Here is a 22,451-nt window from a genome sequence, read left to right as displayed (position 1 = left end):
GTCACAAATCACCCCCACTGACTCAGTCAGGCGGGTACTCGTGTCACCGGGATCGGGATCTAGCGGTCGACCACAGTGGTGTCGAAGTAGTAACGCGACGCTCGGTAGCAGTGGCTGCCGTACTCGACGGCACTACCTGAATCGTCAAATGCAGTGCGGCTCATGGTCAAGAGGGCAGCGCCCACTTTCTCGTCGAGCAATCCTGCCTCTTCGCGAGTCGCCGCCCGGGCGCCGATTCGCTGGCGCGCCACACGGATGTGAACGCCGCGAGTCCGCAAGGTTTGGTAGAGCCCCTGCGTCTCCAACTCCTCGGGATCGGGTGCGATGTCCACCGGAATGTAATTGGTCATCACTGCCAGCGGTTCGCCGTTGGTGCTCCGCAGTCGCCTGATGGTGGCCACCTCGGCGTCAGGTTCGAGGTTGAGTTCCGCGGCTACGTCCTCGCCGGGAACTCCTACCGTGAACTCGAGTAGCTTGGTCGTCGGCGCCTGGCCTGCCCTCGCCAGGTCGTCGAACAGACTGGTGAGCTCGACAGGGCGGTGCACCGGACTCTGCACCACCTGAGTTCCGACTCCCCGCTTGCGAACAAGTAGGCCCTTGTCCACCAGTTCCTGGATCGCGCGTCGTGTGGTCGGACGCGAGAGATTGAGCCGTTTCGCTAACGCAAGTTCGTTCTCGAAGCGATCGCCTGGGGCAAGGTCGCCACCGAGAATAGCGCCCTCGATTGCCTGGGCCAGCTGAAAATACAGCGGCACCGGGCTCGAGCGGTCCAACTCGACGGCGAGTGCTGCGACCACGGTCAACTCCGATCTCCGACTTGGGAAGGCGCCGTATCGACGCTACTTCTCTCGGCAGTGTATGCGAACACTAACATTCACTTGACGGCAAGTCATAATGTCCAGACAAACTATTGACAATCGCTGTGTCGCGGCGCACAGTTTCAGTCATACATCGGTGCCCTGCGTGGGCAACCCACCACGAACTCTCGGGAGTCAGTCTTGACAAGCATCAACACTCACCAGAGCGGGTCACACATCCCTGACGCACCCTTCGACGTGCTTGCCATCGGCCGATCGGGGGTGGACATCTACCCACTTCAGACCGGTGTCGGACTCGAGGACGTCGAGACGTTCGGCAAGTTCCTCGGCGGCAGCGCAGCCAATGTCTCGGTGGCGGCCGCGCGCCTCGGTCGGCGAGCAGCATTGATCTCCGGCGTCGGCAACGATCCCTTCGGGAAGTTCGTCACACGCGAATTGGCACATCTCGGTGTCGACAACAGGTTTGTCGTCACCAATTCCGAATACCCGACACCGGTGACGTTCTGCGAAATCTTCCCCCCTGACGACTTCCCCCTGTACTTCTACCGCAAGCCGCATGCGCCTGATCTTCGGATCACCCCGCAAGACATCGACCTCGACGCCGTTCGAACAGCCTCGCTGTACTGGTCGACTGTGACGGGGCTGTCCGAAGAACCGAGCCGCAGCGCACACTTCGCCGCCTGGGAAGCCCGCGAACGCCGCCCGCTGACAGTTCTCGACCTGGACTACCGCCCGATGTTCTGGTCGACGCCGCAGGAAGCGACCACTCAGGTACAGCGCGCCCTCAAACACGTGACGGTAGCCGTGGGAAATCGTGAAGAGTGCGAAATCGCGGTCGGTGAGACCAACCCGAACAAGGCTGCGGACGCACTTCTCGACCTCGGAGTCGAACTGGCCATCGTGAAGCAGGGCCCGAAGGGTGTACTCGGCAAAACGCGAAAGCAGTCGATCACCGTGCCGCCCAACACCGTCGACGTGGTCAACGGACTGGGAGCAGGCGACAGCTTCGGCGGATCACTGTGCCACGGACTGTTGGCGGGGTGGCCGCTGGAGAAGGTACTGCGCTACGCCAACGCGGCCGGCGCGATAGTCGCATCTCGGCTCGAATGCTCCACTGCGATGCCGACCGCCGAAGAAGTCCACGATCTCGCCGAAGCAACAGCCACGGAGGCAGTCAATGTCTGACAAGCTCGCCGCCCGCCCCCTCGCCACCACCTACGCCGAAGTGACGGAACTGCGTGCGAGCGATCCGCAGATCATCGAAAAGGCCTGGGCAGCAAGAACTCCTCGCGCCACTGTTCGAGGCAACGGCCGACTCATGATCGTCGCTGCCGATCACCCGGCGCGTGGGGCGCTGTCCGCCGGTGGCAAGCCGACAGCGATGAACAGTCGTACCGATCTCCTGGACCGGTTGCGCACTGCACTCGACAATCCAGGAGTCGACGGTGTTCTCGGCACTGCGGACATTCTCGACGATCTGCTCCTCCTCGGCGCCCTCGACGACAAGGTCGTCTTCTCGTCGATGAACCGCGGCGGCCTGGCAGGCGCGAGCTTCGAACTCGACGACCGCATGACGGGTTACACAGCGGCCGGTACCGCAAAGTTCGGCATGAACGGCGGAAAGATGCTGCTGCGCATCGCACTCGACGACGCGGGCACCTTGCCCACCATGACGGCATGCGCCGAAGCCGTGGACGAACTGGCCGCGGCCGGACTGATCGCGATGCTCGAGCCGTTCCTCTCCAGTCGCGTGAACGGCAAGGTGGTCAACGATCTCAGCCCCGACGCCGTCATCAAGTCCATCCATATCTCCCAGGGCCTCGGCTCCACCTCGGCGTACACGTGGATGAAGTTGCCAGTCGTCGACGAGATGGAACGGGTCATGGATGCGACGACTCTCCCGACGCTCCTGTTGGGCGGCGATCCGCAGATCGCGCCGGAAGAGACTTACGCAAAGTGGGACGCTGCCCTTCAGCTGCCATCCGTGCGCGGATTGATAGTCGGGCGCGCCCTGCTCTACCCACCTGACGGTGACGTGACCGCGGCCGTCGACACCGCAGTCAAGCTCGTCCACTAGAACCGACCTGGCAGGAGCAAGATGTTCAGCAAGTACTACGTCCCCGCCGAATCTTCCGCCGACGGTGATTTCACCACAGTGGTCACGCCGGAGTCCGCCGGGTGGACCGAATCCAGCTTGTGGACACTCGAACTCACCCCTGGTGCGAACGTCCACCTGCAGTCCGGCGAGAACGAGATCATCGTCGTTCCACTGGCGGGTTCGGCCGTGGTTGTTGCAGAGGGGACGGAGATTCCCCTGACTGGCCGCGCATCGGTTTTCGACGGTCCGAGCGATTTTGCGTACGTAGGACGCGACGCCGACTACTCGGTCAGCAGCACTGACGGAGGTCGCTTCGCTCTGTGCGGAGCCCGCGCCGGCGCCAAGCTTCCCCATCGATACGGTCCCGCTTCAGGAGTTGCAGTCGAGCTCCGCGGTGCCGGGAACTGCAGCCGACAGATTCACAACTTCGCCACCGCAGACACCTTCGAGGCCGACTCCATCATCGCGTGTGAGGTCATCACCCCCGGCGGGAACTGGTCGTCGTATCCCAGCCACAAACACGACGAGAACAGCGACGTCGAATCGGCCCTGGAAGAGATCTACTACTTCGAGATCGACCGAAGCCCTACCGGCACCGAAGGATTCGGCTACCACCGGGTTTACGGAACCGCCGAGAGACCTATCGAGGTGCTCGAGGAAGTCCGCTCCGGCGACGTCGTCCTCGTGCCGCACGGCTATCACGGCCCGTCCATCGCAGCTCCGGGGCACCACATGTACTACCTCAACGTCATGGCAGGTTCGGGCGAGATCCGGGCGTGGAACATCTGTGACGATCCGCAACACACCTGGCTGCGCGGAAGCTGGGATCACCAGGACATCGACCCTCGACTGCCGTTGCAGTCCCACAACTGACGGAAGTGAAAGCTGTGGCACCCACCAACAACACAACCGGCAATCGTCTACCTCGCGACGAGCCGACCGTTCACCTCACCGTTTCCCAAGCTGTCGTCCGCTTCCTCGCCAACCAGTACACCGAACGCGACGGCCAGCGCACCAAGCTGTTCGCCGGCTGCTTCGGAATCTTCGGGCACGGGAACGTCGCCGGGTTGGGGCAGGCACTCTTACAGGCCGAGATCCAGGACCTCGACGCCGGCCGCGAGCCGACACTCCCCTACGTGCTCGGCCGCAACGAACAGGCGATGGTGCACTCGGCAGTCGCCCACGCCCGCATGAAAGACCGCCTGCAGACGTGGGCAGTCTCGTCCAGCGTCGGCCCGGGCGCCACCAACATGATCACCGGCGCGGCACTGGCCACCATCAACCGTCTACCTGTATTACTCCTGCCCGCAGACACTTTCGCGACTCGCGCCAGTGCCCCGGTCTTGCAGGAACTCGAACTCCCGTCGAGCGGTGACGTCACAGTCAACGACGCTTTCAAACCGGTCTCGCGCTACTTCGATCGGGTATGGCGCCCGGAGCAGTTGCCGAGCGCTCTGTTGGCCGGCATGCGAGTTCTCACCGACCCCGTCGAGACCGGCGCAGTCACCATCGCCATCCCGCAGGACGTACAGGCCGAGGCGTTCGACTGGCCCGAGGCGCTCTTCGCCGAACGAGTCTGGCACGTGGCCCGCCCGCTCCCCGAGCGATCGGTGATCGAACGCGCAGCCACGATCATCCGTTCGGCCCGCAAGCCACTGATCGTCGCGGGCGGCGGCGTGATCTACAGCCAGGCCACCGAATCTCTGGCAGCGTTCTGCGCGCAGACCGGAATTCCCGTGGGGCAGAGCCAGGCCGGCAAGGGTTCGCTGGTCTACGACCATCCACAATCCGTCGGAGCAGTGGGGTCCACTGGCACCACCGCTGCAAACGCACTGGCCACCGGGGCGGACGTCGTCATCGGAATCGGTACGCGGTACAGCGATTTCACGAGCGCATCCCGCACCGCCTTCACCAATCCCGACGTTCGCTTCGTCAACATCAACGTCGCTTCATTGGATTCCGTGAAGCAGGGCGGTGTCAGTGTGGTCGCCGACGCCCGTGAGGCTCTCGACGCCCTGGCGCTCGCGCTGAGCGACTACCGGGTGGACGACGAGTACGCGTCCAGGATCGGTGAACTCGCTCGCGATTGGGATGCTGTCGTCGAATCCGTCTACAACCCGGCCGAACCTGCGGCCGACGGCTCGCTGAACCAGAATCAGGTGATCGGCCTGGTCAACACTCTGTCCGATCCACGTGACGTCGTGGTGTGCGCTGCCGGGTCCATGCCGGGTGACCTCCACAAGCTTTGGCGTACTCGCGATTCGAAGGGCTATCACGTCGAATACGGATACTCCTGCATGGGATACGAAGTTGCCGGCGGCCTGGGCGTCCGGATGGCCTGCCCCGATCGCGACGTGTTCGTGATGGTCGGTGACGGTTCCTATCTGATGATGGCCACCGAATTGGTCACCGCTGTGCAGGAACGCCTGAAGGTCATCGTCATCCTGGTGCAAAATCACGGATTTGCCTCCATCGGTTCGCTGTCCGAGTCGCTCGGTTCCCAGCGCTTCGGCACGCAGTACCGCTACCGCTCGAATGACGGACGTCTCGACGGAGGGGTTCTCCCGGTCGATTTGGCCGCGAACGCCGCCAGCCTCGGCGTCGACGTCATCCGCGCCAACACCGCTGCCGAGTTCGCCGACGCAATCAAGGTTGCCAAAGCAAGCGAAACCAGCACGGTCATCCACGTCGAAACCGATCCGCTGATCGGCGCCCCGGACAGCGAATCCTGGTGGGATGTACCAGTATCGGCCACCTCCGAACTGGAGTCCACCAAGAACGCACGGACAACTTACGAGTCCTGGAAGAAGATCCAGCGACCGTACCTACGCCCATCCGACTGACCACACCCTCAGACTTTGCCCGCGAAAGGAATCTAGACATGAGCGCGATTCGCGTTGGATCAGCCCCCGACTCTTGGGGCGTGTGGTTTCCGGACGATCCTCAGCAGACCCCTTACACACGATTCCTCGACGAGGTATCCGCCTCGGGATACGAATGGATCGAACTCGGCCCGTTCGGATACCTTCCGACCGATCCAGCCAAGCTGGCTGACGAACTCGGCGCCCGCGGCTTCAAGCTTTCGGCCGGTACCGTTTTCGAACACCTGCACCAAGACGATTCCTGGGATGCCGTCTGGAATCAGATCAAGGACGTCGCCAAGTTGACCGCAGCCGTCGGCGGAAAGCACGTGGTGGTCATCCCTGAGATGTGGCGCGATCCTTCCACCGGAGCGGTACTCGAAGACCGCAATCTGACTCCCGAACAGTGGCGTAAGAAAACCAACGGCATGAACGCTCTCGGGAAGGCGATGCTCGAGGAGTACGGCGTCATGGCGCAGTACCACCCACATGCCGACAGTCACGTCGACATCGAGGACAACGTCTACAAGTTCCTCGAAGGGACCGACGAGCGTTTCGTGAATCTGTGTCTCGACACCGGCCACATCAGCTACTGCGGCGGCGACAATCTCGCAATTATCGACAAGCATCCGGAGCGCATCGGGTACCTACACCTCAAGCAGGTGGATCCGGCGATCGTCGCCAAGGTGGAGGCCGAGGACCTGCCGTTCGGCGAGGCCGTCAAACTCGGTGCCATGATCGAACCGCCGCGCGGAATCCCCGACATGCCACCGCTTCTGGAGGCCATCGAGAAGCTCGGTATCGACGTGTTCGCGATCGTCGAGCAGGACATGTATCCCTGCCATCCCGACACACCGCTGCCCATCGCGCTGCGCACCCAGAAATACCTGTCCACCTGTGGCGTCCCCGCCGTCCGTTTCAGCTGAGCAACACAATCGAGGAGTACCACCGCATGTCTGACAACCAGGATCTCCGGATCGCAGTGCTCGGCGTCGGCATCATGGGGGCCGATCACGTCGACCGCATCACCACCAAGATCGGCGGAGCCCGCGTTACCGTCGTCAACGACTACTCGCTGGCCCGCGCCGAGGAAATTGCAGCACTGACGCCAGGGGCGCGCGTCGTCGTCGACCCGTTCGATGCCATCGCAGCCGAGGACGTCGACGCCGTTGTTCTTGCAACCCCGGGCCCGACCCATGAGAAGCAGGTTCTTGCCTGCCTCGAAGCGGGCAAGCCTGTTCTCTGCGAAAAGCCGCTGACCACCGACGCGGACAGTTCGCTGGCGATCGTCAAAGCCGAAGCAGCGCTGGGCAAGAAGCTGATCCAGGTCGGCTTCATGCGGCGATTCGACCATGAATACACCCAGCTCAAGGATTTGATCGACAGCGGCGATCTCGGTCGCCCGCTCGTGGTGCACTGTGCGCATCGCAATCCTGCGGTTCCGAAGGGTTTCGACAGCGCGATGATCGTCAAGGACTCACTCGTCCACGAGGTCGACGTGACACGTTTCCTGCTCGACGAAGAAATCACCTCCGTCCAGATCATTCGCCCGGCGGCGAATTCGCTGGCCCCCGAAGGTATTCAAGATCCGCAGATCGCGATCTTCGAGACCGCGTCCGGTAGGCACGTCGACGCCGAGGTTTTTGTCACCACCGGCGTCGCCTACGAGGTGCGCACCGAGGTTGTCGGCGAACTCGGCAGCGCGATGATCGGACTCGACGTGGGGCTGATCCGAAAGACCAAGCCCGGCAACTGGGGTGGGCAGATCACCCCAGGATTCCGCGAACGCTTCGGGCAGGCGTACGACACCGAGTTCGCCCGCTGGATCAAGGCCGTCAAGACCGGCGCCGACACCGGTCACTACATCGACGGCCCCGGCGCCTGGGACGGCTACGCCGCGGCCGCCGTCTGCGCTGCCGGCGTGAAGTCACTCGAGTCGGGCCAACGCGTCGTTGTCGACATGGTTCCGCGAGCCTCGTTAGCCGGAGCGTAAACGATGAAGGTCGCGCTCGATCCCACACCGTTCCACCACGATTACTCACTGCTCGAACTTCCTCGAGTTGTTGCCGATCTCGGGTACGAGTACCTGCAACTCACTCCGCACGTCGACATGATCCCGTTCTTCAATCACCCGAAGGCTGACGACGCGCTCGTCGCCAAGTTCCGGAAGGCCTGCGCGAGCGCGGGAGTCGGCATCGCTTCGGTGCTCCCGGTCCTTCGCTGGTCCGGCCCGGACGAGGACGCCCGCGAAGCAGCAGTGCGGTACTGGAAACGCGCCATCCAGATCACTGTCGACCTCGGCGTCAACGTCATGAACACCGAATTCTCCGGCCGCCCCGAAAAGGCCGAAGAGTCCGAGCGTGCGTTCTATCGTTCGATGGAGGAACTGATTCCGATCATCGAACGCGAGGGCATCGACGTCCTGATCGATCCACACCCGGACGATTTTGTCGAAGACGGACTTGCCGCGATCCGCACGATCCGCGGCGTGAACTCCAAGAACCTCGGCATGGTGATCGTGGCGTGCCACCAATTCCACATGGGTGGGGACCTTCCCGCCATCATGGAGGCCGCCGGCGACATGGTCCGTCTCGTTCATGTGGCGGACACCATGGATCATCACCGATCCCACGGACTGCGCTACATCACCAACCCGCCAGGCAATGCCGTTCGAGTGCATCAGCATCTCAAAATCGGTGACGGAGATGTCAACTGGGACGAATTCTTCGGTGGTCTCGGCAAACTCGGCTTCTACGAACGTGACAACACCGTGATGGTGTCGAGCGTCTTCGCCGAGAACGAAAACGCGCACGAGGTTTCCCGGTACCAACGCGAGACGATGAACGATTACGTCGCCAAGTACGCCTCCCCGAACTCCTGAGCCACCAGACCACTAGGAAATACCATGACCATCACTGATACTCGTGTCATCGCGCACTGGTTGGACGGCAAGCCGTTCGCCGGAACATCCGAGAACACCGCCCCCGTCACCAACCCCGCCACCGGACAGATCACCGGCCGACTGGCCCTGGCGAACCTCGAGGACGCCCGCGCCGTCATCGACGCGGCTGCCGCGGCCTTCCCCGCCTGGCGTGACACCTCACTGGCCCGGCGCACACAGATTCTGTTCAGCTTCCGCGAACTCCTCAATGCTCGCAAAGGTGAACTTGCCGAGATCATCACAGCCGAGCACGGCAAGGTTCTCTCCGACGCCCTCGGCGAAATCGGCCGCGGACAAGAAGTGGTCGAATTCGCTTGCGGAATACCGCATCTCCTCAAGGGCGGATACACCGAGAACGCCTCGACGAAGGTCGACGTCTACTCCATCCGCCAACCCCTCGGCCCAGTCGGCATCATCTCCCCCTTCAACTTTCCCGCGATGGTCCCGATGTGGTTCTTCCCGGTCGCCATCGCCGCTGGGAACACCGTGATTCTCAAGCCCTCGGAGAAGGACCCCACCGCCGCTATCTGGCTCGCCGAACTCTGGGCCGAAGCCGGTCTGCCTCCCGGCGTCTTCAACGTCCTCCAAGGTGACAAACTCGCCGTGGACGAACTTCTCGAAAACAAAGCAGTCAAAGCGATTTCGTTTGTCGGATCCACCCCTATCGCCCAGTACGTCTACGCCACCGGCACCGCCAACGGAAAACGCGTCCAAGCACTGGGTGGCGCCAAGAATCACGCCATCGTTCTGCCGGACGCGGACCTCGACCTCGCCGCCGACGCAATGGTCAACGCCGGATTCGGCTCAGCGGGCGAACGATGCATGGCGATCTCCGCCCTCGTCGCAGTCGGCGACATCGCCGACGAACTTGTCGCCAAGATCGTCGAACGCACCACGCCCCTCGTCACCGGCGACGGCACCAAGAACTCCGACATGGGTCCGCTCGTCACCAAGACCCACCGCGACAAAGTCGCGTCCTACGTCGACGCCGGTGAGAAGGACGGCGCCACCATCGTGGTCGACGGACGCACAGTTCAGGCCGATGGTGGACCGGACGGCTTCTGGCTTGGGCCCACCCTCATCGACCACGTCACCACCGACATGTCGATCTACACGGACGAAATCTTCGGACCTGTCCTGTCCGTCGTGCGTGTCGATACCTACGACCAAGCTCTCGAACTGATCAACAACAATCCGTACGGTAACGGCACCGCCATCTTCACCAATGACGGCGGCGCTGCCCGACGCTTCCAGAACGAGGTGGAGGTCGGTATGATCGGCATCAACGTCCCCATCCCGGTTCCCATGGCCTACTACAGCTTCGGCGGCTGGAAGAACAGCCTCTTCGGCGACACCCACGCCCACGGGACCGAAGGTGTTCATTTCTTCACGCGCGGCAAGGCCGTCACCAGTCGCTGGCTCGACCCCAGCCACGGCGGTATCAACCTCGGCTTCCCCGAGAACAGCTAGCCGGCAGGACATTTGTGGCCGAGACTCTCGAAGAGGCTCGGCCACAAATGTTTTCGACAGGGCTACGCGACCGTGGGGTGGTATGTCAGTACCTGCACTCCGGATTCGTACCGACGATCGTCCTTCAACTCGTGGACGATCTTGTCGTCCGATTCGGGGAATACCCTCCCGCCGGACCCGAGAATGACCGGGAAGACCATCAGGCGCAGCTCGTCGACCAAACCGGCCGACAGCAACGCGTGGACGAGCGTCCGACTTCCCGCCACCAGAATCTCGCCGTCGACCTGCTCCTCGAGCTTCGGGACGGACTCCTCGATGGGACCGGTGAGCGCCGTCGAGTTGTTCCATTCCAGCGGCTCGGTCGAACTCGTGACGACGTACTTGGGCATCTCGTTCATCTTGTCCGCGAAGCCTTGGTCGTCCTCGCGCTCAGGCCAGGCACCGGCAAAACTCTCGTAGGTCCGTCGACCGAGTAGAAGCACGTCCGCAGCGAGGGTTTCGTCGAGTTTCAACGTCATCTGATCGCCCTCCTGGTATGGAAAGACCCATCCCGTGTGCGCATAGCCCGGTTCACCACCGGGCGCTTCCATGACCATGTCCAAAGACACGAATTCCGTCACCACGATATTGCCCATACCGATCCTCTGCCGTCAGTGCGTGTGCGCCATTCGAGTAGTCGACTACCCCACTGTTACAGACTCTGTGTGGTGGTGGAACTCATCGGCGGCGATCTTCGATCGTCAGCACACAAAGACGTCAGCACAAAACCCAGGCGCCGTTCTCTTTGATCAAGGTGATGTCCTCGCGCATCGTCGCGGACGGATCCTCGGTGCTGTAATGGCGAGTGTTGGCCGTCGCCGAATCCCCGTTCACCACGATGTTCTCCACACCGTCCAGTCTCAGACTGGCAAGTGCGTCGTCGAACGGCGACTCTTCGACACGGGGGCTCTCGCTGCGCATCGACCTGCATTGAGTGCTGTCGACTGCCTCCCAGTCCCTTTCGGCCATGAATTCGAAACTCTGACCGACGACGGCAGAGATTTGGCTCTCGGCCGACGGTTCCGAATCGCCGGAACATCCCACGACAGCGGCTGACGTTCCGATGAGTGTCAACGCCGCGAGCGTCCGGCGTCCACGTATGACTGCGAGGTTCATCCGTCCACTATGACCGACGTACAAACCGAATCGCCTGTTTTTGATCCCGCGCTTGCGTGGCGATTCGGACGTTCCCTCGCGTTCGCATACCCTCGTATATCGATGATGTGGCGTCGAAAGTGTGCAGTGGCAGTGGCCGGAACAGTGCTCTCAGGGAGCATTGCGTTTTCCGGCGTCGTTGGTAGCTCGGGAATCGCCGGCGCCGAACCGGCCCTGCCGCCGCCGACCACCACCGAGGCTCCGTTCACAACACCCAACACGGACAGCTGCCCGTTCACGAGTAGCCCGGCACCGGCGATCGATCTCTCCGAAGCACCCGCGCCCGGATCCACGGTCCCAACTGCTGTCCCGATCCCGGAAAGCCCAGTCGGTGGAAACAAGCTCGGCGAGTGTGGTGTTGTGCTCCCAGACGGCGCTCCCGTGCTCCCGGCCGACATCGCAGCATCCGGATGGGTACTCGCGGACGCTGAAACCGGTGAGGTCCTCGCCGCCAAAGATCCGCACGGTCGCTACCGCCCGGCCAGCACCATCAAGATGCTGTTGGCTCTCGTTGCGCTCGACGAACTAGATCTCGACACCGAAATCACCGCAACGGCCGAAGACGCGGACGCTGAAGGTAGTGCCGTCGGCATCGGCAAGGGCGGTAAATACACCAATCGGCAGCTGATGCAAGGTCTGGTCATGGCGTCGGGAAACGATGCCGCGCATGCTCTTGCCCGCCAACTCGGCGGTGACGCTGCAGCCGTGTCGAAGATGAATGCCCTCGCCGCCGACCTCGGCGCCCTCGACACCCGCACGGCCACTCCGTCCGGACTCGACGGCCCGGGGATGAGCAGCTCACCGTACGACCTGGCCGTGATTTTCCATACCGCACTGCAGAATCCGACCTTCGCCGGCCTGATCCATACCGAGACCGTCGAGTTCCCCGGTTTCCCCAAGGACCCGACAATTCCCGATGATCAGGACCGGCCCGGATTCACTCTCGCGAACGACAATCAGCTGCTCTACAACTACGACGGCGCATTGGGCGGTAAGACCGGCTTCACCGACGACGCCCGCCACACGTACGTGGGTGCTGCGGAGCGCAACGGCCGGAAACTACTGGTGACATTGATGGGCGGCGAAGCCAAGCCGATCCGTCCGTGGGAGCAAGCTGCCCGTCTACTCGACTACGGATATGCACTCCCAGCGCGGACGACCGTCGGCTCGTTGACGGACCGTTCGACCGACGACGCCACTCCCGACGTCACCCGCACACCGTCTGCCGCTGCACCTGGCTCGATCTCGGCAGCGCCAACCGCCACCGACAGCGAGTCGGACACCACTGACCGCATCCTCATCGGCGCGGTCGGTGGAGTGGTGGTGATCGCGCTGGTAGCGGGCGCAGTTGCCCTGAACCGTCGACGGCGCTAACGCGGCCGACGACGCAGGAAGCCCGAAAGACCCAGGCCGGCAACCGCACCCGTTGCGATCAATGCAACAGCACGCGACGGCGAGGCACCATCACTGACAACCACGCGCGGCGAGATCACAGCGGGATCGGGCGGAGGAACGAAGGCCAGAGCCATACTTTCCTTCGTCGTCGCCGCCCACGCCGTGCAGAACAGCAGCATCCTCGACGCCGTGAACACGAATACGAGCAAACCGATGATCGGGCCGAATGCCACGCCTGCCGGACCGCCGGTGACGGCAGCGAGGTAGATCGCACCCACCTGCTTGAAGATCTCGAACACGACCGCGGCGATGAGCGCTGCCTGCGCGGCGCTGCGCAGCGTGACAGGCTCGCGCGGTAGCCGGGCGATCACCCACAGGAAGACCGCCCATGTCGCTAGCAGTGACAGCAACAGTGAAACGATTCTTAGCCCCACACCCACGCCGGTGATGTTCTCGAGGTTTAGCCATTTCACGATCTGAGTCGCAACCGGCCCGCTGCTCAGCGCCGACATTCCAAGCGAGACGACCATGGCGAGGGCCAGACCGATAAGGGCCCCTGCGTCACCGAGTTTGGTACGCACGAAACCCTTCGGCTCGCGCTTGCTCTCCCACATGGCCGTCAGCGCGTCGCGAACATTTGCCATCCAACCGAGACCCGCGTAGGAGGCACCCAGGAGACCGAAGATTCCGACGCTGGCGCGCGAATCGATAGCCGAATCGATCAGTGTGTTGATGGTGTCACCCAAGCTGCCCGGAATGCTCTTTGTGATCTGCTCCTGAATCGACTCCAGGTACTCGGGATGGCCGGCCAATACAAAACCGGCCACTGCGAACGCGACCATCATGATCGGAATCAACGCCAGAACGCTGAAGTACGTGATTCCCGCGGCGTAGTAATCGCCCTTTTGCTCTTGGAACCGTCCAGCGGCGCGAACCAGATGATCGAGCCAGGGTCGCGCTGCCCGTTGCTTCTCGAGAAAGCTGGGTGCGTCGTCGTCCGTGTCAGCCATTGCCGTCCCCCTCATGTTCGGTCAGGCGTCGTGAGTCCGAATTCGCGTCGGTCAGCCCTTCGGTGCCAGGAATCCGACCTTGTCATAGACAGCGGCGAGAGTGCGTGAAGACACCTCGCGGGCGCGGTGCGCTCCGGCCGCGATGATGCGATCCAGCTCCGCCTCGTCGGCGAGGTAACCGTCCACCTTCGCTTTGAGCGGGGTGACGAACTCGGTCAGGACATCAGCGGTGTCGGTCTTGAGGTCGCCGTACCCCTTACCTTCGTAGCCGGCCACCAGAGTCTCGATCGGTACTCCGGAGAGAGCCGACTGAATGGTGAGCAGGTTGCTGACGCCGGGCTTAGCCTGCGGGTCGAAGCGAATCTCGCGCTCGTTGTCGGTGACGGCCGACTTGATCTTCTTCGCCGACACCTTCGGATCGTCGAGCAGATTGATCAGTCCGGCTGCACTGGCAGCGGACTTGCTCATCTTCGCGGTCGGATCCTGCAGGTCGTAGATCTTTGCCGTGCCCTTGATGATCTGCGGTTCAGGAACGACAAACGCCTTGCCGTAGCGGGTGTTGAACCGGCCTGCCAGATCGCGTGCGAGTTCGAGGTGCTGGCGCTGATCCTCACCCACCGGGACTCGCTGCGGGCGGTACAGCAGGATGTCCGCGGCCATCAGAACCGGATACGTGAACAAACCGACACTGGCGTTGTCGCTGCCTTGCTTGGCGGACTTGTCCTTGAACTGCGTCATACGACTGGCTTCACCGAAACCGGTGATGCAGTTCAGGACCCACGCCAACTGCGTGTGCTCAGGTACCTGACTCTGCACGAACAGCGTCGCCCGATCGGGATCAATACCCACTGCGAGGAGCTGAGCCACCGCAAGCTTGGTGCGACGACGCAGTTCCTTCGGATCCTGCGTCACCGTGATGGCGTGAAGATCCGGAATGAAGTAGAAAGCATCGAAATCGTCCTGCAACGGAACCCACTGCTGCAGCGCACCCAGGTAGTTGCCAAGGTGGAAAGAATCCGACGTCGGCTGGATTCCGGAAAGCACGCGAGGCTTTGCGGTGGGCTTCTGTTCTGCAGGGGTCGACATGGTTCCGATCTTTTCACGAGTGGAAATCAGTGCAGTGGCGTGGTGCCCGGGTAGTCGAGTTCGACGAGGTCTTGACCGGTGGCGCCGAGGTCGTCCTCACCGAACTGGTAGACGGTCCGAAAAACGACGGGTGCCCATTCTTCGGCGTAGAAGTCCATAGTTCCGCGGAACCACTCCAACTGATCCTGTTGCTCGGACAGTAGAGAACCCGCGCCTCGGATCACAACTACATATCCGGCGCCCAATCCGAGTACATCGTCGAGATCGCGCATGACGTCGTCGAAAGCATCCTTGTTTCGCCCGAAGTGGGACGGAAACTGGAAGGCCGCCGCGAACTCGTCGAAAACCTGAGCCGTGGTCCGCATCGTCTCGCCACGAACCACCCGAACGACAAAATCCTCGACACGGAGTTCACGCGCAAGATCATCCGCGACCGCTTGCTCGCCGCGCAGGGCCACCGAAGCCACGTCGGAAGACGGATCCAGCCACTGCGGCACGCTGACGGTAGACGAGTCGGACATCAGCGAATCCTCACAAACGTGCCGTAGTGATCGAGGGTATACCACGCCGAACCGTCGTTGCCGGTGACGATTCGCTCGGCGTCGCGGCCTTGGCCGTTCTTCTTCGCGTTGACGTCCCATTCCTGATAGACGACCCGTCCACCGCCGGCACCGACAGCGGGTAGACGCCCCTCGCTGTTGCGGAAGGTAATGCCGCCCTTGGTGCCCGGTGCATTTGCAGAATCCGGCCACCTCCCGGCGTCGATCTCCACCAGCGTGGCGAGAACTCGCGCCGGCGCATCGTTGTTTGTCTGCTGCGTTGTCTTGGCAGCAGAACTCGACGGGGCAGCCTTGGTGGTGGCGCCAGGCTTGGCTTGAACACTCGAGGACTGAACGCTCAAGGACTTGGTGACCGACGACGTCCCGGACGACACCGACGACGCCGAGCTGTCGGAATCGCGCGAAGAAAGCGTCACCGCCAGCACAAGCGCCACCACGGCAACGACGACAGTGATGATGGCGTTGCGCGTTTTCGCGCTCGGCATCTTCAGACCTTCAGACATGCGCGTTCCTACCGGTACGAGACGGTGACAGGTGCGTGATCCGACCAACGGAGGTCGTAGGACTCAGCGCGTTCCACAACCGCGACCTTGGCCCGCTCGGCGTAGCCGCGGGTGGCAACCTGGTAATCGATACGCCACCCCGAGTCGTTGTCGAATGCCTTGCCGCGGTAGGACCACCACGAGTAAGGGCCATCAACACCAGGGTGAAGGGTGCGGAAGACATCGACCCATGTGGAATCCTCCGCGAACAGTAGGTCCATCCATGCACGCTCCTCGGGGAGGAATCCCGAAGACTTTTTGTTGGTCTTCCAGTTCTTGAGGTCGAGTTCGGTGTGCGCGATGTTCCAATCGCCGCTGACCACCACGTGGCGATCGGCAGCCTCGGCCGCTGCGGCGGTGGAGGCGAGGTGAACCGCGAAGGACGCCATGAAGCGTTCCTTCTCCTCCTGCTTCGGCGTGAGCGCCTCACCGGAGGGCAGGTACAGGCTCGCGACGGTCAGATCGGCGAAGTCGGCTTCGATGTATCGACCGGCGTCGAGAAATTCGTCGTCCCCGTGACCGATCCGCACCGCGTCAGGCTCGATGCGTGAGAGCACCGCGACTCCGTTGCGTCCCTTCGCGGACGGCTCGGCGGAGACCAGGAACCATCCGTTGCCGAGTGCTGGTTCGAGGGTCTCACGAAGCTGATCGTCCGACGCACGCGTTTCCTGAAGGCAGATGAAATCCGCCGAGGTCTTCTCCAGCCAGTCGAGCATGCCCTTGCGGGCAGCTGCTCGAACGCCGTTAACGTTCACGGACGTGATGGTGCGGGGAGCAAGAATGTGGGAGTCAGCAGTTTGTGGCACGGCAAGCACCGTAGCCGATTCCACCGACGCGGATGGGCGCCCACCTCAGCGCACGGCCCCACGCTGCAGAATCACTGCAATCGCCAGCACGACAAGACCCGCGACCGCCAGCAAAGACCCCACTGCCGCCGGCGCCGTGTACCCGTAACCGGCCGCGATCACGACGCCGCCGATCCACGCTCCGAAGGCATTGGCGATGTTCAGCGCGGCGTGATTGAGAGAAGCAGCCAGGGTCTGAGCGTCCTCGGCGACGTCCATCAACCGTGTCTGCAGACCCGGAACCATCGAGGACCCCGCGAGCCCGATGAGGAAGACGAAGATCAGTGCCGTGTACGGATTGCGCACGGCCACCACGAAGACAGCGAGGATCACCACGAGGGATCCCATGGACAGGAACAAGCCCTTCATCAGTGCGCGATCCGCGAGGTAGCCGCCGACGAAGTTGCCGGCAACCATGCCCAGCCCGTAGAGCATGAGTGCCAGGGGAATGAACGAAGCGCCGAGCCCGGACACGTCGGTGAGCGTCGTACTGATGTAGGTGTAGACGGCAAACATGCCGCCGAACCCGACCATGCCCACGATCAGCGTCATCCACACCTGGACGCGGCCCAGCGCTCCGAGTTCGGTGATCGGATTTGTCACCGGCATGCCGTCCAACCGCGGAATCCAGACGAAGAGCGAAGCAACGGTTGCCACGCCGATCACGGCGACCAAAGCGAAGGCGCTGCGCCAGCCGAGTGCCTGACCGATCCAGGCGGCGACCGGTACCCCGATCACGTTGGCCACGGAAAGACCCATCATCACCATCGCCACGGCCTTCGCACGTTTGCCCGGTTCGGCCAGGTGAGCTGCGACCAGCGCGGCGACTCCGAAGTACGCGCCGTGCGGCAATCCGGCGACGAAGCGAGCCATCATCAGCGTCGTGTACGAGGGCGCGAAAACCGAAGCGGCATTGCCGACGGTGAAGGCGACCATGAGTGCGATCAACAGCGTGCGGCGCGGTACCCGTGCGGTGAGAGCAGCAATCAGCGGAGCACCGACGACAACGCCGAGCGCGTAGGCGGAGATCACGTGGCCTGCGATGGGTTCCGAGACACCGAGCCCGGATGCCATTTCCGGGAGCAATCCCATGGCGACGAACTCGGTGGTGCCGATACCGAAACCGCCGAGGGCGAGAGCGAGCATCGCCGGACCTCTGGCGGAACGAACCCCGGGTGTCGAGGCGTCAAAACGGGAGAGGGTAGACGAAGTCACTGATCAATTGTGATCTCACATCTGGTTGAACTTCCAAGTGAGAGCGGGTGAGTTCACTCACGTGAGACCGCGAACACAAATGGGACGCCCGGTTTCCCGGACGTCCCATTCGAAAGGTGAAGCGGTGAATCTACTTCGCGGCCATGGCCTTCTGCAGGTTCACGTCGAGCGCGCCGAGGAACTCCTCGGTGGTCAGGTAGCCCTGATCGCCGCCGACCAGCATCGAGAGGTCCTTGGTCATCTGGCCGCTTTCGACGGTCTTGATGACAACGTCTTCGAGCGCCTGCGCGAAGCCGATGACCTCGGGAGTGCTGTCGAGCTTGCCACGGTGCTCGAGCCCACGGGTCCACGCGAAGATGGACGCGATCGGGTTGGTCGAGGTGGGCTTGCCCTGCTGATGCTGACGGTAGTGACGCGTCACGGTGCCGTGAGCAGCCTCTGCCTCACAGGTCCGTCCGTCCGGGGTGAGCAGAACCGACGTCATGAGGCCGAGCGAGCCGAAGCCCTGGGCCACGGTGTCGGACTGGACGTCGCCGTCGTAGTTCTTGCATGCCCAGACGTAGCCGCCCTCCCACTTGAGTGCGGAAGCGACCATGTCGTCGATGAGACGGTGCTCGTAGGTCAGACCCGCGGCATCGAACTCAGCCTTGAACTCGGTCTCGTAGACGTGCTGGAAGATGTCCTTGAAGGCACCGTCGTACGCCTTGAGAATGGTGTTCTTGGTGGACAAGTACACCGGGTAGTTCTGCTGCAGTCCGTAGGTGAGCGACGCGCGAGCGAAGTCACGGATGGACGTGGTGAAGTTGTATTGCCCCTGGACGACGCCGCCCTCTTCGGGGAAGTTGACCAGTTCGTGCTCGATCGGTGCGCTGCCGTCCTCAGGCGTGTAGGTGATCATCACCTTGCCGGGGCCGGGGACCTTGAAGTCTGTGGCGCGGTACTGGTCGCCGAATGCGTGACGGCCGATGATGATCGGCTTGGTCCAGCCCGGAACGAGTCGCGGAACGTTGGAGATGATGATCGGTGCGCGGAAGATCGTGCCGCCGAGAATGTTGCGGATCGTTCCGTTCGGGGAACGCCACATCTTCTTGAGACCGAATTCCTCGACACGTGCCTCGTCCGGCGTGATCGTGGCGCATTTGACGCCGACGCCGTGCTTCTGGATCGCGTGCGCTGCGTCGATGGTGACCTGGTCGTCGGTCTCGTCGCGGTACTCGATACCGAGGTCGTAGTACTCGAGGTTCACATCGAGATACGGATGGATCAACTTGTCTTTGATGAACTGCCAGATAATGCGCGTCATCTCATCGCCGTCGAGTTCGACGACGGTGCCCTCAACCTTGATTTTGGACATGGGTGCTTCGCGTCCTCCTAGGAAGTTTCCCTGGTTACACGGTTGCGGTCACACTTTGTGAGTGGGTCCGCGAACGGTTCGATTATCAAACCTAGACGGTGTGGACTGATCTCGGGAGATGAGTCCCAAACAAGACAAGCGTACTGCTAACCCGTGAGGCCGCAACCGGCAGGTCCACCCATCGGTCTCTACTCGCGAGTAACTTTTGCCTGCTAGTGGGCTGCGTCGCTCTGCCTCGCGTGCGGTTGCGGCTCACATTTCGCCCCGTGTCAGGACTGCGCTCACTTCCCGGTAGAATCCGACTTGGTCATGAGTGCCAGCGTCAAGCCCCGGCTCGCTGGACGGCAACCCTCCAACCGCGGTGGGGTGCCCCGGGTGATGACCAGGTTTCCCGACGTGGATCTGCTCGCGCAGTTCCACCGCAATTCGGGTGACAAGCGCGGGTCCGACAGGGACGGACCCCAGACCGGGCCGAGCCCCACGGAGGTATTTCAGTATGTGTCGCACTTGTAGATAGACCCCAGCACGGGGCGGCGATCCTTCGCCCCCGTCCGACATCTATCCGTCAGACCACTGGAGTGAACAAATCATGACCGACAACACAACCGACGCCGCAACAGCTTCGGATCCGACCGCGAACTGGTCGTTCGAGACCAAGCAGGTGCACGCCGGGCAAACAGCGGACACCGCCACCAATGCGCGCGCTCTGCCGATCTACCAGACCACCAGCTACGTCTTCGACAGCACCGATCACGCTGCCGCCCTGTTCGGCCTCGCCGAGCCCGGCAACATCTACACACGAATCATGAATCCGACGCAGGACACCGTCGAGCAGCGGATCGCTGCCCTCGAAGGCGGAGTCGCCGCACTTCTGCTCTCCTCGGGTCAGGCCGCCGAGACCATCGCGATCCTCAACATTGCCGAGGCCGGCGACCACATCGTCTCGAGCCCGTACCTGTACGGCGGCACGTACAACCTCTTGCATTACACCCTTCGTAAACTGGGCATCGAAGTCACATTCGTCGAGGATCCTGACGATCTCGACCAGTGGCGCGAAGCCATTCGCCCGAACACGAAGGCGTTCTACGGCGAAACGATCGCCAATCCGAAGAACCACATCCTCGACCTACCCGGCATCTCGTCGCTGGCCCACGAAAACGGTCTTCCGTTGATCGTGGACAACACCGTGGCGACGCCGTACCTGCTCCGCCCGCTCGAACACGGCGCCGACATCGTCGTTCACTCCGCCACGAAATACCTTGGCGGACATGGCACCGCGATCGCCGGCGTCATCGTCGACGGTGGCACCTTCGACTGGACGCAGGGTCGTCACACGAACTTCACGACGCCTGATCCCAGCTACCACGGCGTCACCTTCGCAGACCTGGGCGCGCCGGCGTTTGCACTCAAGGCGCGCGTCCAACTTCTGCGCGATCTCGGCTCCGCCGTGGCGCCGTTCAACGCGTTCCTCATCGCGCAGGGCATCGAAACCTTGAGCCTGCGCATCGAGCGCCACGTATCCAATGCACAGAAGGTCGCCGAATTCCTCGACGGCCACGGCGAGGTGGCCTCTGTCTCCTACGCGGGCCTCCCCTCCTCACCATGGTTCGAACGTGGAAAGCAGCTGACGCCCAAGGGAACCGGCGCCATCGTCACCTTCGAGCTGCCCGGCGGTATCGATGCGGGCAAGAAATTCGTCAACGCCCTGACGCTGCACAGCCACGTCGCCAACATCGGTGACGTTCGCTCACTCGTCATCCACCCCGCGTCGACGACGCACTCGCAGCTCACACCCGAAGAGCAGCTCGCCTCCGGTGTCACGCCCGGACTCGTCCGCCTCGCTGTCGGTATCGAAGGAATCGACGACATCCTCGCCGATCTCACCGTCGGCCTGGCTGCGGTGGCAAACTCGTGACCGTGAACGAATTGCAGCCCAGGATCGACCTCCTGCCCCCGGCCGACGGTCAGGTGGGGTTCGTCGACATCGGCGCCCTGGAACTCGAAAGCGGCGCGGTACTCCCATCCGTTTCGCTCGCCGTTCAGCGGTGGGGTGAGCTGTCCCCGAACCGCGACAACGTCGTACTCGTCGAGCACGCACTGACCGGAGACTCGCACGTCACCGGACCGATCTCCGCGAATCAGCCATCCCCCGGCTGGTGGAACGGGATGGTCGGCCCCGGCGAACCGATCGACACCGGCGAATGGTGTGTCCTCGCAACCAATGTCCTCGGTGGTTGTCGCGGCACGACCGGTCCCAGTTCACTGGCCGACGACGGCAAGCCCTGGGGCAGCCGCTTCCCGGAAATTTCCATCCGGGATCAGATCGCGGCGGAGAAGAAGCTCCTCGATCTCCTCGGGATCGACCAGTTGGCGTCGGTGGTCGGCGGGTCCATGGGCGGCATGCGCACCCTCGAATGGGCAGTTACCTACCCGGACAGCATTCGGTCCGCGTTGGTTCTCGCAACCGGTTCACGGGCCACCGCAGATCAGATCGGCACCCAGACGACGCAGATCGCGGCCATCGTCTCCGATCCCGACTGGCAAGGCGGTAACTACCACGGATCGGGTCGGGCACCGCGCGCCGGACTCGGCATCGCTCGTCGCATCGCGCACCTGACGTACCGCACCGAGTCCGAACTGGACGCACGCTTCGAGAACTCCGCTCAGAACGACGAAAACCCTTGGAACGGTGGACGATACGCTGTGCAGAGTTACCTGGAACATCAGGCGGACAAGCTCGTCGACCGCTTCGACCCGAGCACGTACGTCCTCCTGACCGAGGCTATGAATCGGCACGACATCGGCCGTGGACGCGGCGGCGTTGCAGCGGCGTTGGCATCGATCACGGCACCGGTCGTAGTAGGCGGCGTGGATTCGGATCGGCTGTATCCCCTTCGTTTGCAGGAGGAGATCGCCGACGGAATTTCCACGTGCAGCGGCCTCGAGATTCTCAAGTCCAAGGACGGCCACGACGGCTTCCTGACGGAGGCGGACGCTGTCGCCGGACTCCTTCGCCGAACGATGGAGTTCGCACGCACGGCTCGCTGATCCGGCACAGAGCC

At 62.7% G+C, this 22,451-nt stretch carries 21 protein-coding genes and 1 riboswitch; of the genes, 11 read left to right on the top strand and 10 right to left on the bottom strand.

Going from position 1 to position 22,451, the window contains the following annotated elements:
* Positions 1-59 precede the first annotated feature (59 nt).
* Entirely contained in the window at positions 60-797 is a 738-nt protein-coding gene (locus tag QM716_RS06805) for a GntR family transcriptional regulator (RefSeq protein ID WP_283303395.1), read from the bottom strand.
* A gap of 201 nt (positions 798-998) precedes the next feature.
* Between QM716_RS06805 and iolC the strand changes: the two genes are divergently transcribed.
* Genes iolC through QM716_RS06765 form a run of 8 tightly spaced genes read left to right on the top strand, consistent with a single transcriptional unit; the run spans position 999 to position 10,188 of the window.
* The gene (gene iolC, locus QM716_RS06800; protein WP_283303394.1) at positions 999-2,003 is read left to right on the top strand and encodes a 5-dehydro-2-deoxygluconokinase; all 1,005 of its coding nucleotides are present in this window, start codon (positions 999-1,001) and stop codon (positions 2,001-2,003) included.
* Positions 1,996-2,895 carry a Cgl0159 family (beta/alpha)8-fold protein gene (locus QM716_RS06795; RefSeq protein ID WP_283303392.1) on the top strand — a complete coding sequence of 300 codons (900 nt, stop codon included), beginning with the start codon at positions 1,996-1,998 and terminating at the stop codon, positions 2,893-2,895. Before iolC ends, QM716_RS06795 begins: the two co-directional genes overlap by 8 nt.
* Before the next feature lie 21 nt (positions 2,896-2,916).
* A complete protein-coding gene (gene iolB, locus QM716_RS06790) occupies positions 2,917-3,789 on the top strand; it encodes a 5-deoxy-glucuronate isomerase (RefSeq protein WP_283303387.1) in 873 nt (290 codons plus the stop codon).
* Between the two features lie 14 nt (positions 3,790-3,803).
* Positions 3,804-5,759, top strand: a complete 1,956-nt coding sequence (gene iolD / locus QM716_RS06785) for a 3D-(3,5/4)-trihydroxycyclohexane-1,2-dione acylhydrolase (decyclizing) (RefSeq protein WP_283303385.1) — start codon at positions 3,804-3,806, stop codon at positions 5,757-5,759.
* 38 nt (positions 5,760-5,797) lie between these two features.
* Positions 5,798-6,703, top strand: coding sequence for a sugar phosphate isomerase/epimerase family protein (locus QM716_RS06780; RefSeq protein ID WP_283303383.1), 906 nt, complete (start codon positions 5,798-5,800; stop codon positions 6,701-6,703).
* A 26-nt stretch (positions 6,704-6,729) separates the two neighbouring features.
* Complete coding sequence (locus QM716_RS06775) at positions 6,730-7,770, top strand: Gfo/Idh/MocA family protein (protein WP_283303381.1); 1,041 nt, start codon at positions 6,730-6,732, stop codon at positions 7,768-7,770.
* Between the two features lie 3 nt (positions 7,771-7,773).
* A complete protein-coding gene (locus QM716_RS06770; RefSeq protein ID WP_283303379.1) occupies positions 7,774-8,658 on the top strand; it encodes a sugar phosphate isomerase/epimerase family protein in 885 nt (294 codons plus the stop codon).
* A 24-nt stretch (positions 8,659-8,682) separates the two neighbouring features.
* A complete protein-coding gene (locus QM716_RS06765) occupies positions 8,683-10,188 on the top strand; it encodes a CoA-acylating methylmalonate-semialdehyde dehydrogenase (RefSeq protein WP_283303377.1) in 1,506 nt (501 codons plus the stop codon).
* A gap of 62 nt (positions 10,189-10,250) precedes the next feature.
* Here the strand turns inward: QM716_RS06765 and QM716_RS06760 are convergent, their stop codons facing one another.
* Together QM716_RS06760 and QM716_RS06755 are read right to left on the bottom strand one after the other, a co-directional pair.
* On the bottom strand, positions 10,251-10,823 hold the full coding sequence (locus QM716_RS06760; protein ID WP_283303375.1) for a dihydrofolate reductase family protein: 573 nt from the start codon (positions 10,821-10,823) through the stop codon (positions 10,251-10,253).
* 121 nt (positions 10,824-10,944) lie between these two features.
* The gene (locus tag QM716_RS06755; protein ID WP_283303373.1) at positions 10,945-11,343 is read right to left on the bottom strand and encodes an Rv0361 family membrane protein; all 399 of its coding nucleotides are present in this window, start codon (positions 11,341-11,343) and stop codon (positions 10,945-10,947) included.
* A 102-nt stretch (positions 11,344-11,445) separates the two neighbouring features.
* On the opposite strand from QM716_RS06755, the gene QM716_RS06750 reads away from it, so the two are divergent.
* Positions 11,446-12,756 (top strand): D-alanyl-D-alanine carboxypeptidase family protein, encoded by a 1,311-nt coding sequence (locus QM716_RS06750; RefSeq protein ID WP_283303371.1) that lies wholly within the window; start codon positions 11,446-11,448, stop codon positions 12,754-12,756.
* Here QM716_RS06750 and yhjD read toward each other — a convergent pair.
* The 7 genes from yhjD to QM716_RS06715 all read right to left on the bottom strand — a co-directional run bounded on the left by yhjD (position 12,753) and on the right by QM716_RS06715 (position 19,389).
* Positions 12,753-13,787, bottom strand: coding sequence for an inner membrane protein YhjD (gene yhjD / locus QM716_RS06745; protein ID WP_283303369.1), 1,035 nt, complete (start codon positions 13,785-13,787; stop codon positions 12,753-12,755). The two genes, QM716_RS06750 and yhjD, sit on opposite strands and share 4 nt — an antisense overlap.
* A gap of 51 nt (positions 13,788-13,838) precedes the next feature.
* Entirely contained in the window at positions 13,839-14,873 is a 1,035-nt protein-coding gene (gene trpS / locus QM716_RS06740; protein ID WP_283303367.1) for a tryptophan--tRNA ligase, read from the bottom strand.
* 26 nt (positions 14,874-14,899) lie between these two features.
* Positions 14,900-15,394 carry a barstar family protein gene (locus tag QM716_RS06735; protein WP_283303366.1) on the bottom strand — a complete coding sequence of 165 codons (495 nt, stop codon included), beginning with the start codon at positions 15,392-15,394 and terminating at the stop codon, positions 14,900-14,902.
* Positions 15,394-15,936, bottom strand: a complete 543-nt coding sequence (locus QM716_RS06730; protein ID WP_283303364.1) for a guanyl-specific ribonuclease — start codon at positions 15,934-15,936, stop codon at positions 15,394-15,396. Before QM716_RS06730 ends, QM716_RS06735 begins: the two co-directional genes overlap by 1 nt.
* 8 nt (positions 15,937-15,944) lie before the next feature.
* On the bottom strand, positions 15,945-16,790 hold the full coding sequence (locus QM716_RS06725; RefSeq protein WP_283303363.1) for an exodeoxyribonuclease III: 846 nt from the start codon (positions 16,788-16,790) through the stop codon (positions 15,945-15,947).
* A 36-nt stretch (positions 16,791-16,826) separates the two neighbouring features.
* Complete coding sequence (locus tag QM716_RS06720) at positions 16,827-18,035, bottom strand: MFS transporter (protein WP_502941969.1); 1,209 nt, start codon at positions 18,033-18,035, stop codon at positions 16,827-16,829.
* 130 nt (positions 18,036-18,165) lie between these two features.
* Positions 18,166-19,389, bottom strand: coding sequence for an NADP-dependent isocitrate dehydrogenase (locus QM716_RS06715; protein ID WP_019747659.1), 1,224 nt, complete (start codon positions 19,387-19,389; stop codon positions 18,166-18,168).
* A 305-nt stretch (positions 19,390-19,694) separates the two neighbouring features.
* Positions 19,695-19,835, top strand: a riboswitch (SAM riboswitch).
* Positions 19,836-19,978: 143 nt separating this feature from the next.
* Here QM716_RS06715 and QM716_RS06710 point away from each other — a divergent pair.
* Positions 19,979-21,304 carry a bifunctional o-acetylhomoserine/o-acetylserine sulfhydrylase gene (locus QM716_RS06710; RefSeq protein ID WP_283303360.1) on the top strand — a complete coding sequence of 442 codons (1,326 nt, stop codon included), beginning with the start codon at positions 19,979-19,981 and terminating at the stop codon, positions 21,302-21,304.
* On the top strand, positions 21,301-22,437 hold the full coding sequence (metX, locus tag QM716_RS06705; protein WP_283303358.1) for a homoserine O-acetyltransferase MetX: 1,137 nt from the start codon (positions 21,301-21,303) through the stop codon (positions 22,435-22,437). Before QM716_RS06710 ends, metX begins: the two co-directional genes overlap by 4 nt.
* The last annotated feature ends 14 nt before the right edge of the window (positions 22,438-22,451 follow it).

Source organism: Rhodococcus sp. IEGM 1409 (assembly GCF_030056735.1).
In the GTDB taxonomy this organism is placed as follows: domain Bacteria; phylum Actinomycetota; class Actinomycetes; order Mycobacteriales; family Mycobacteriaceae; genus Rhodococcus_F.
This window is presented reverse-complemented; position numbering and strand designations above follow the sequence as displayed.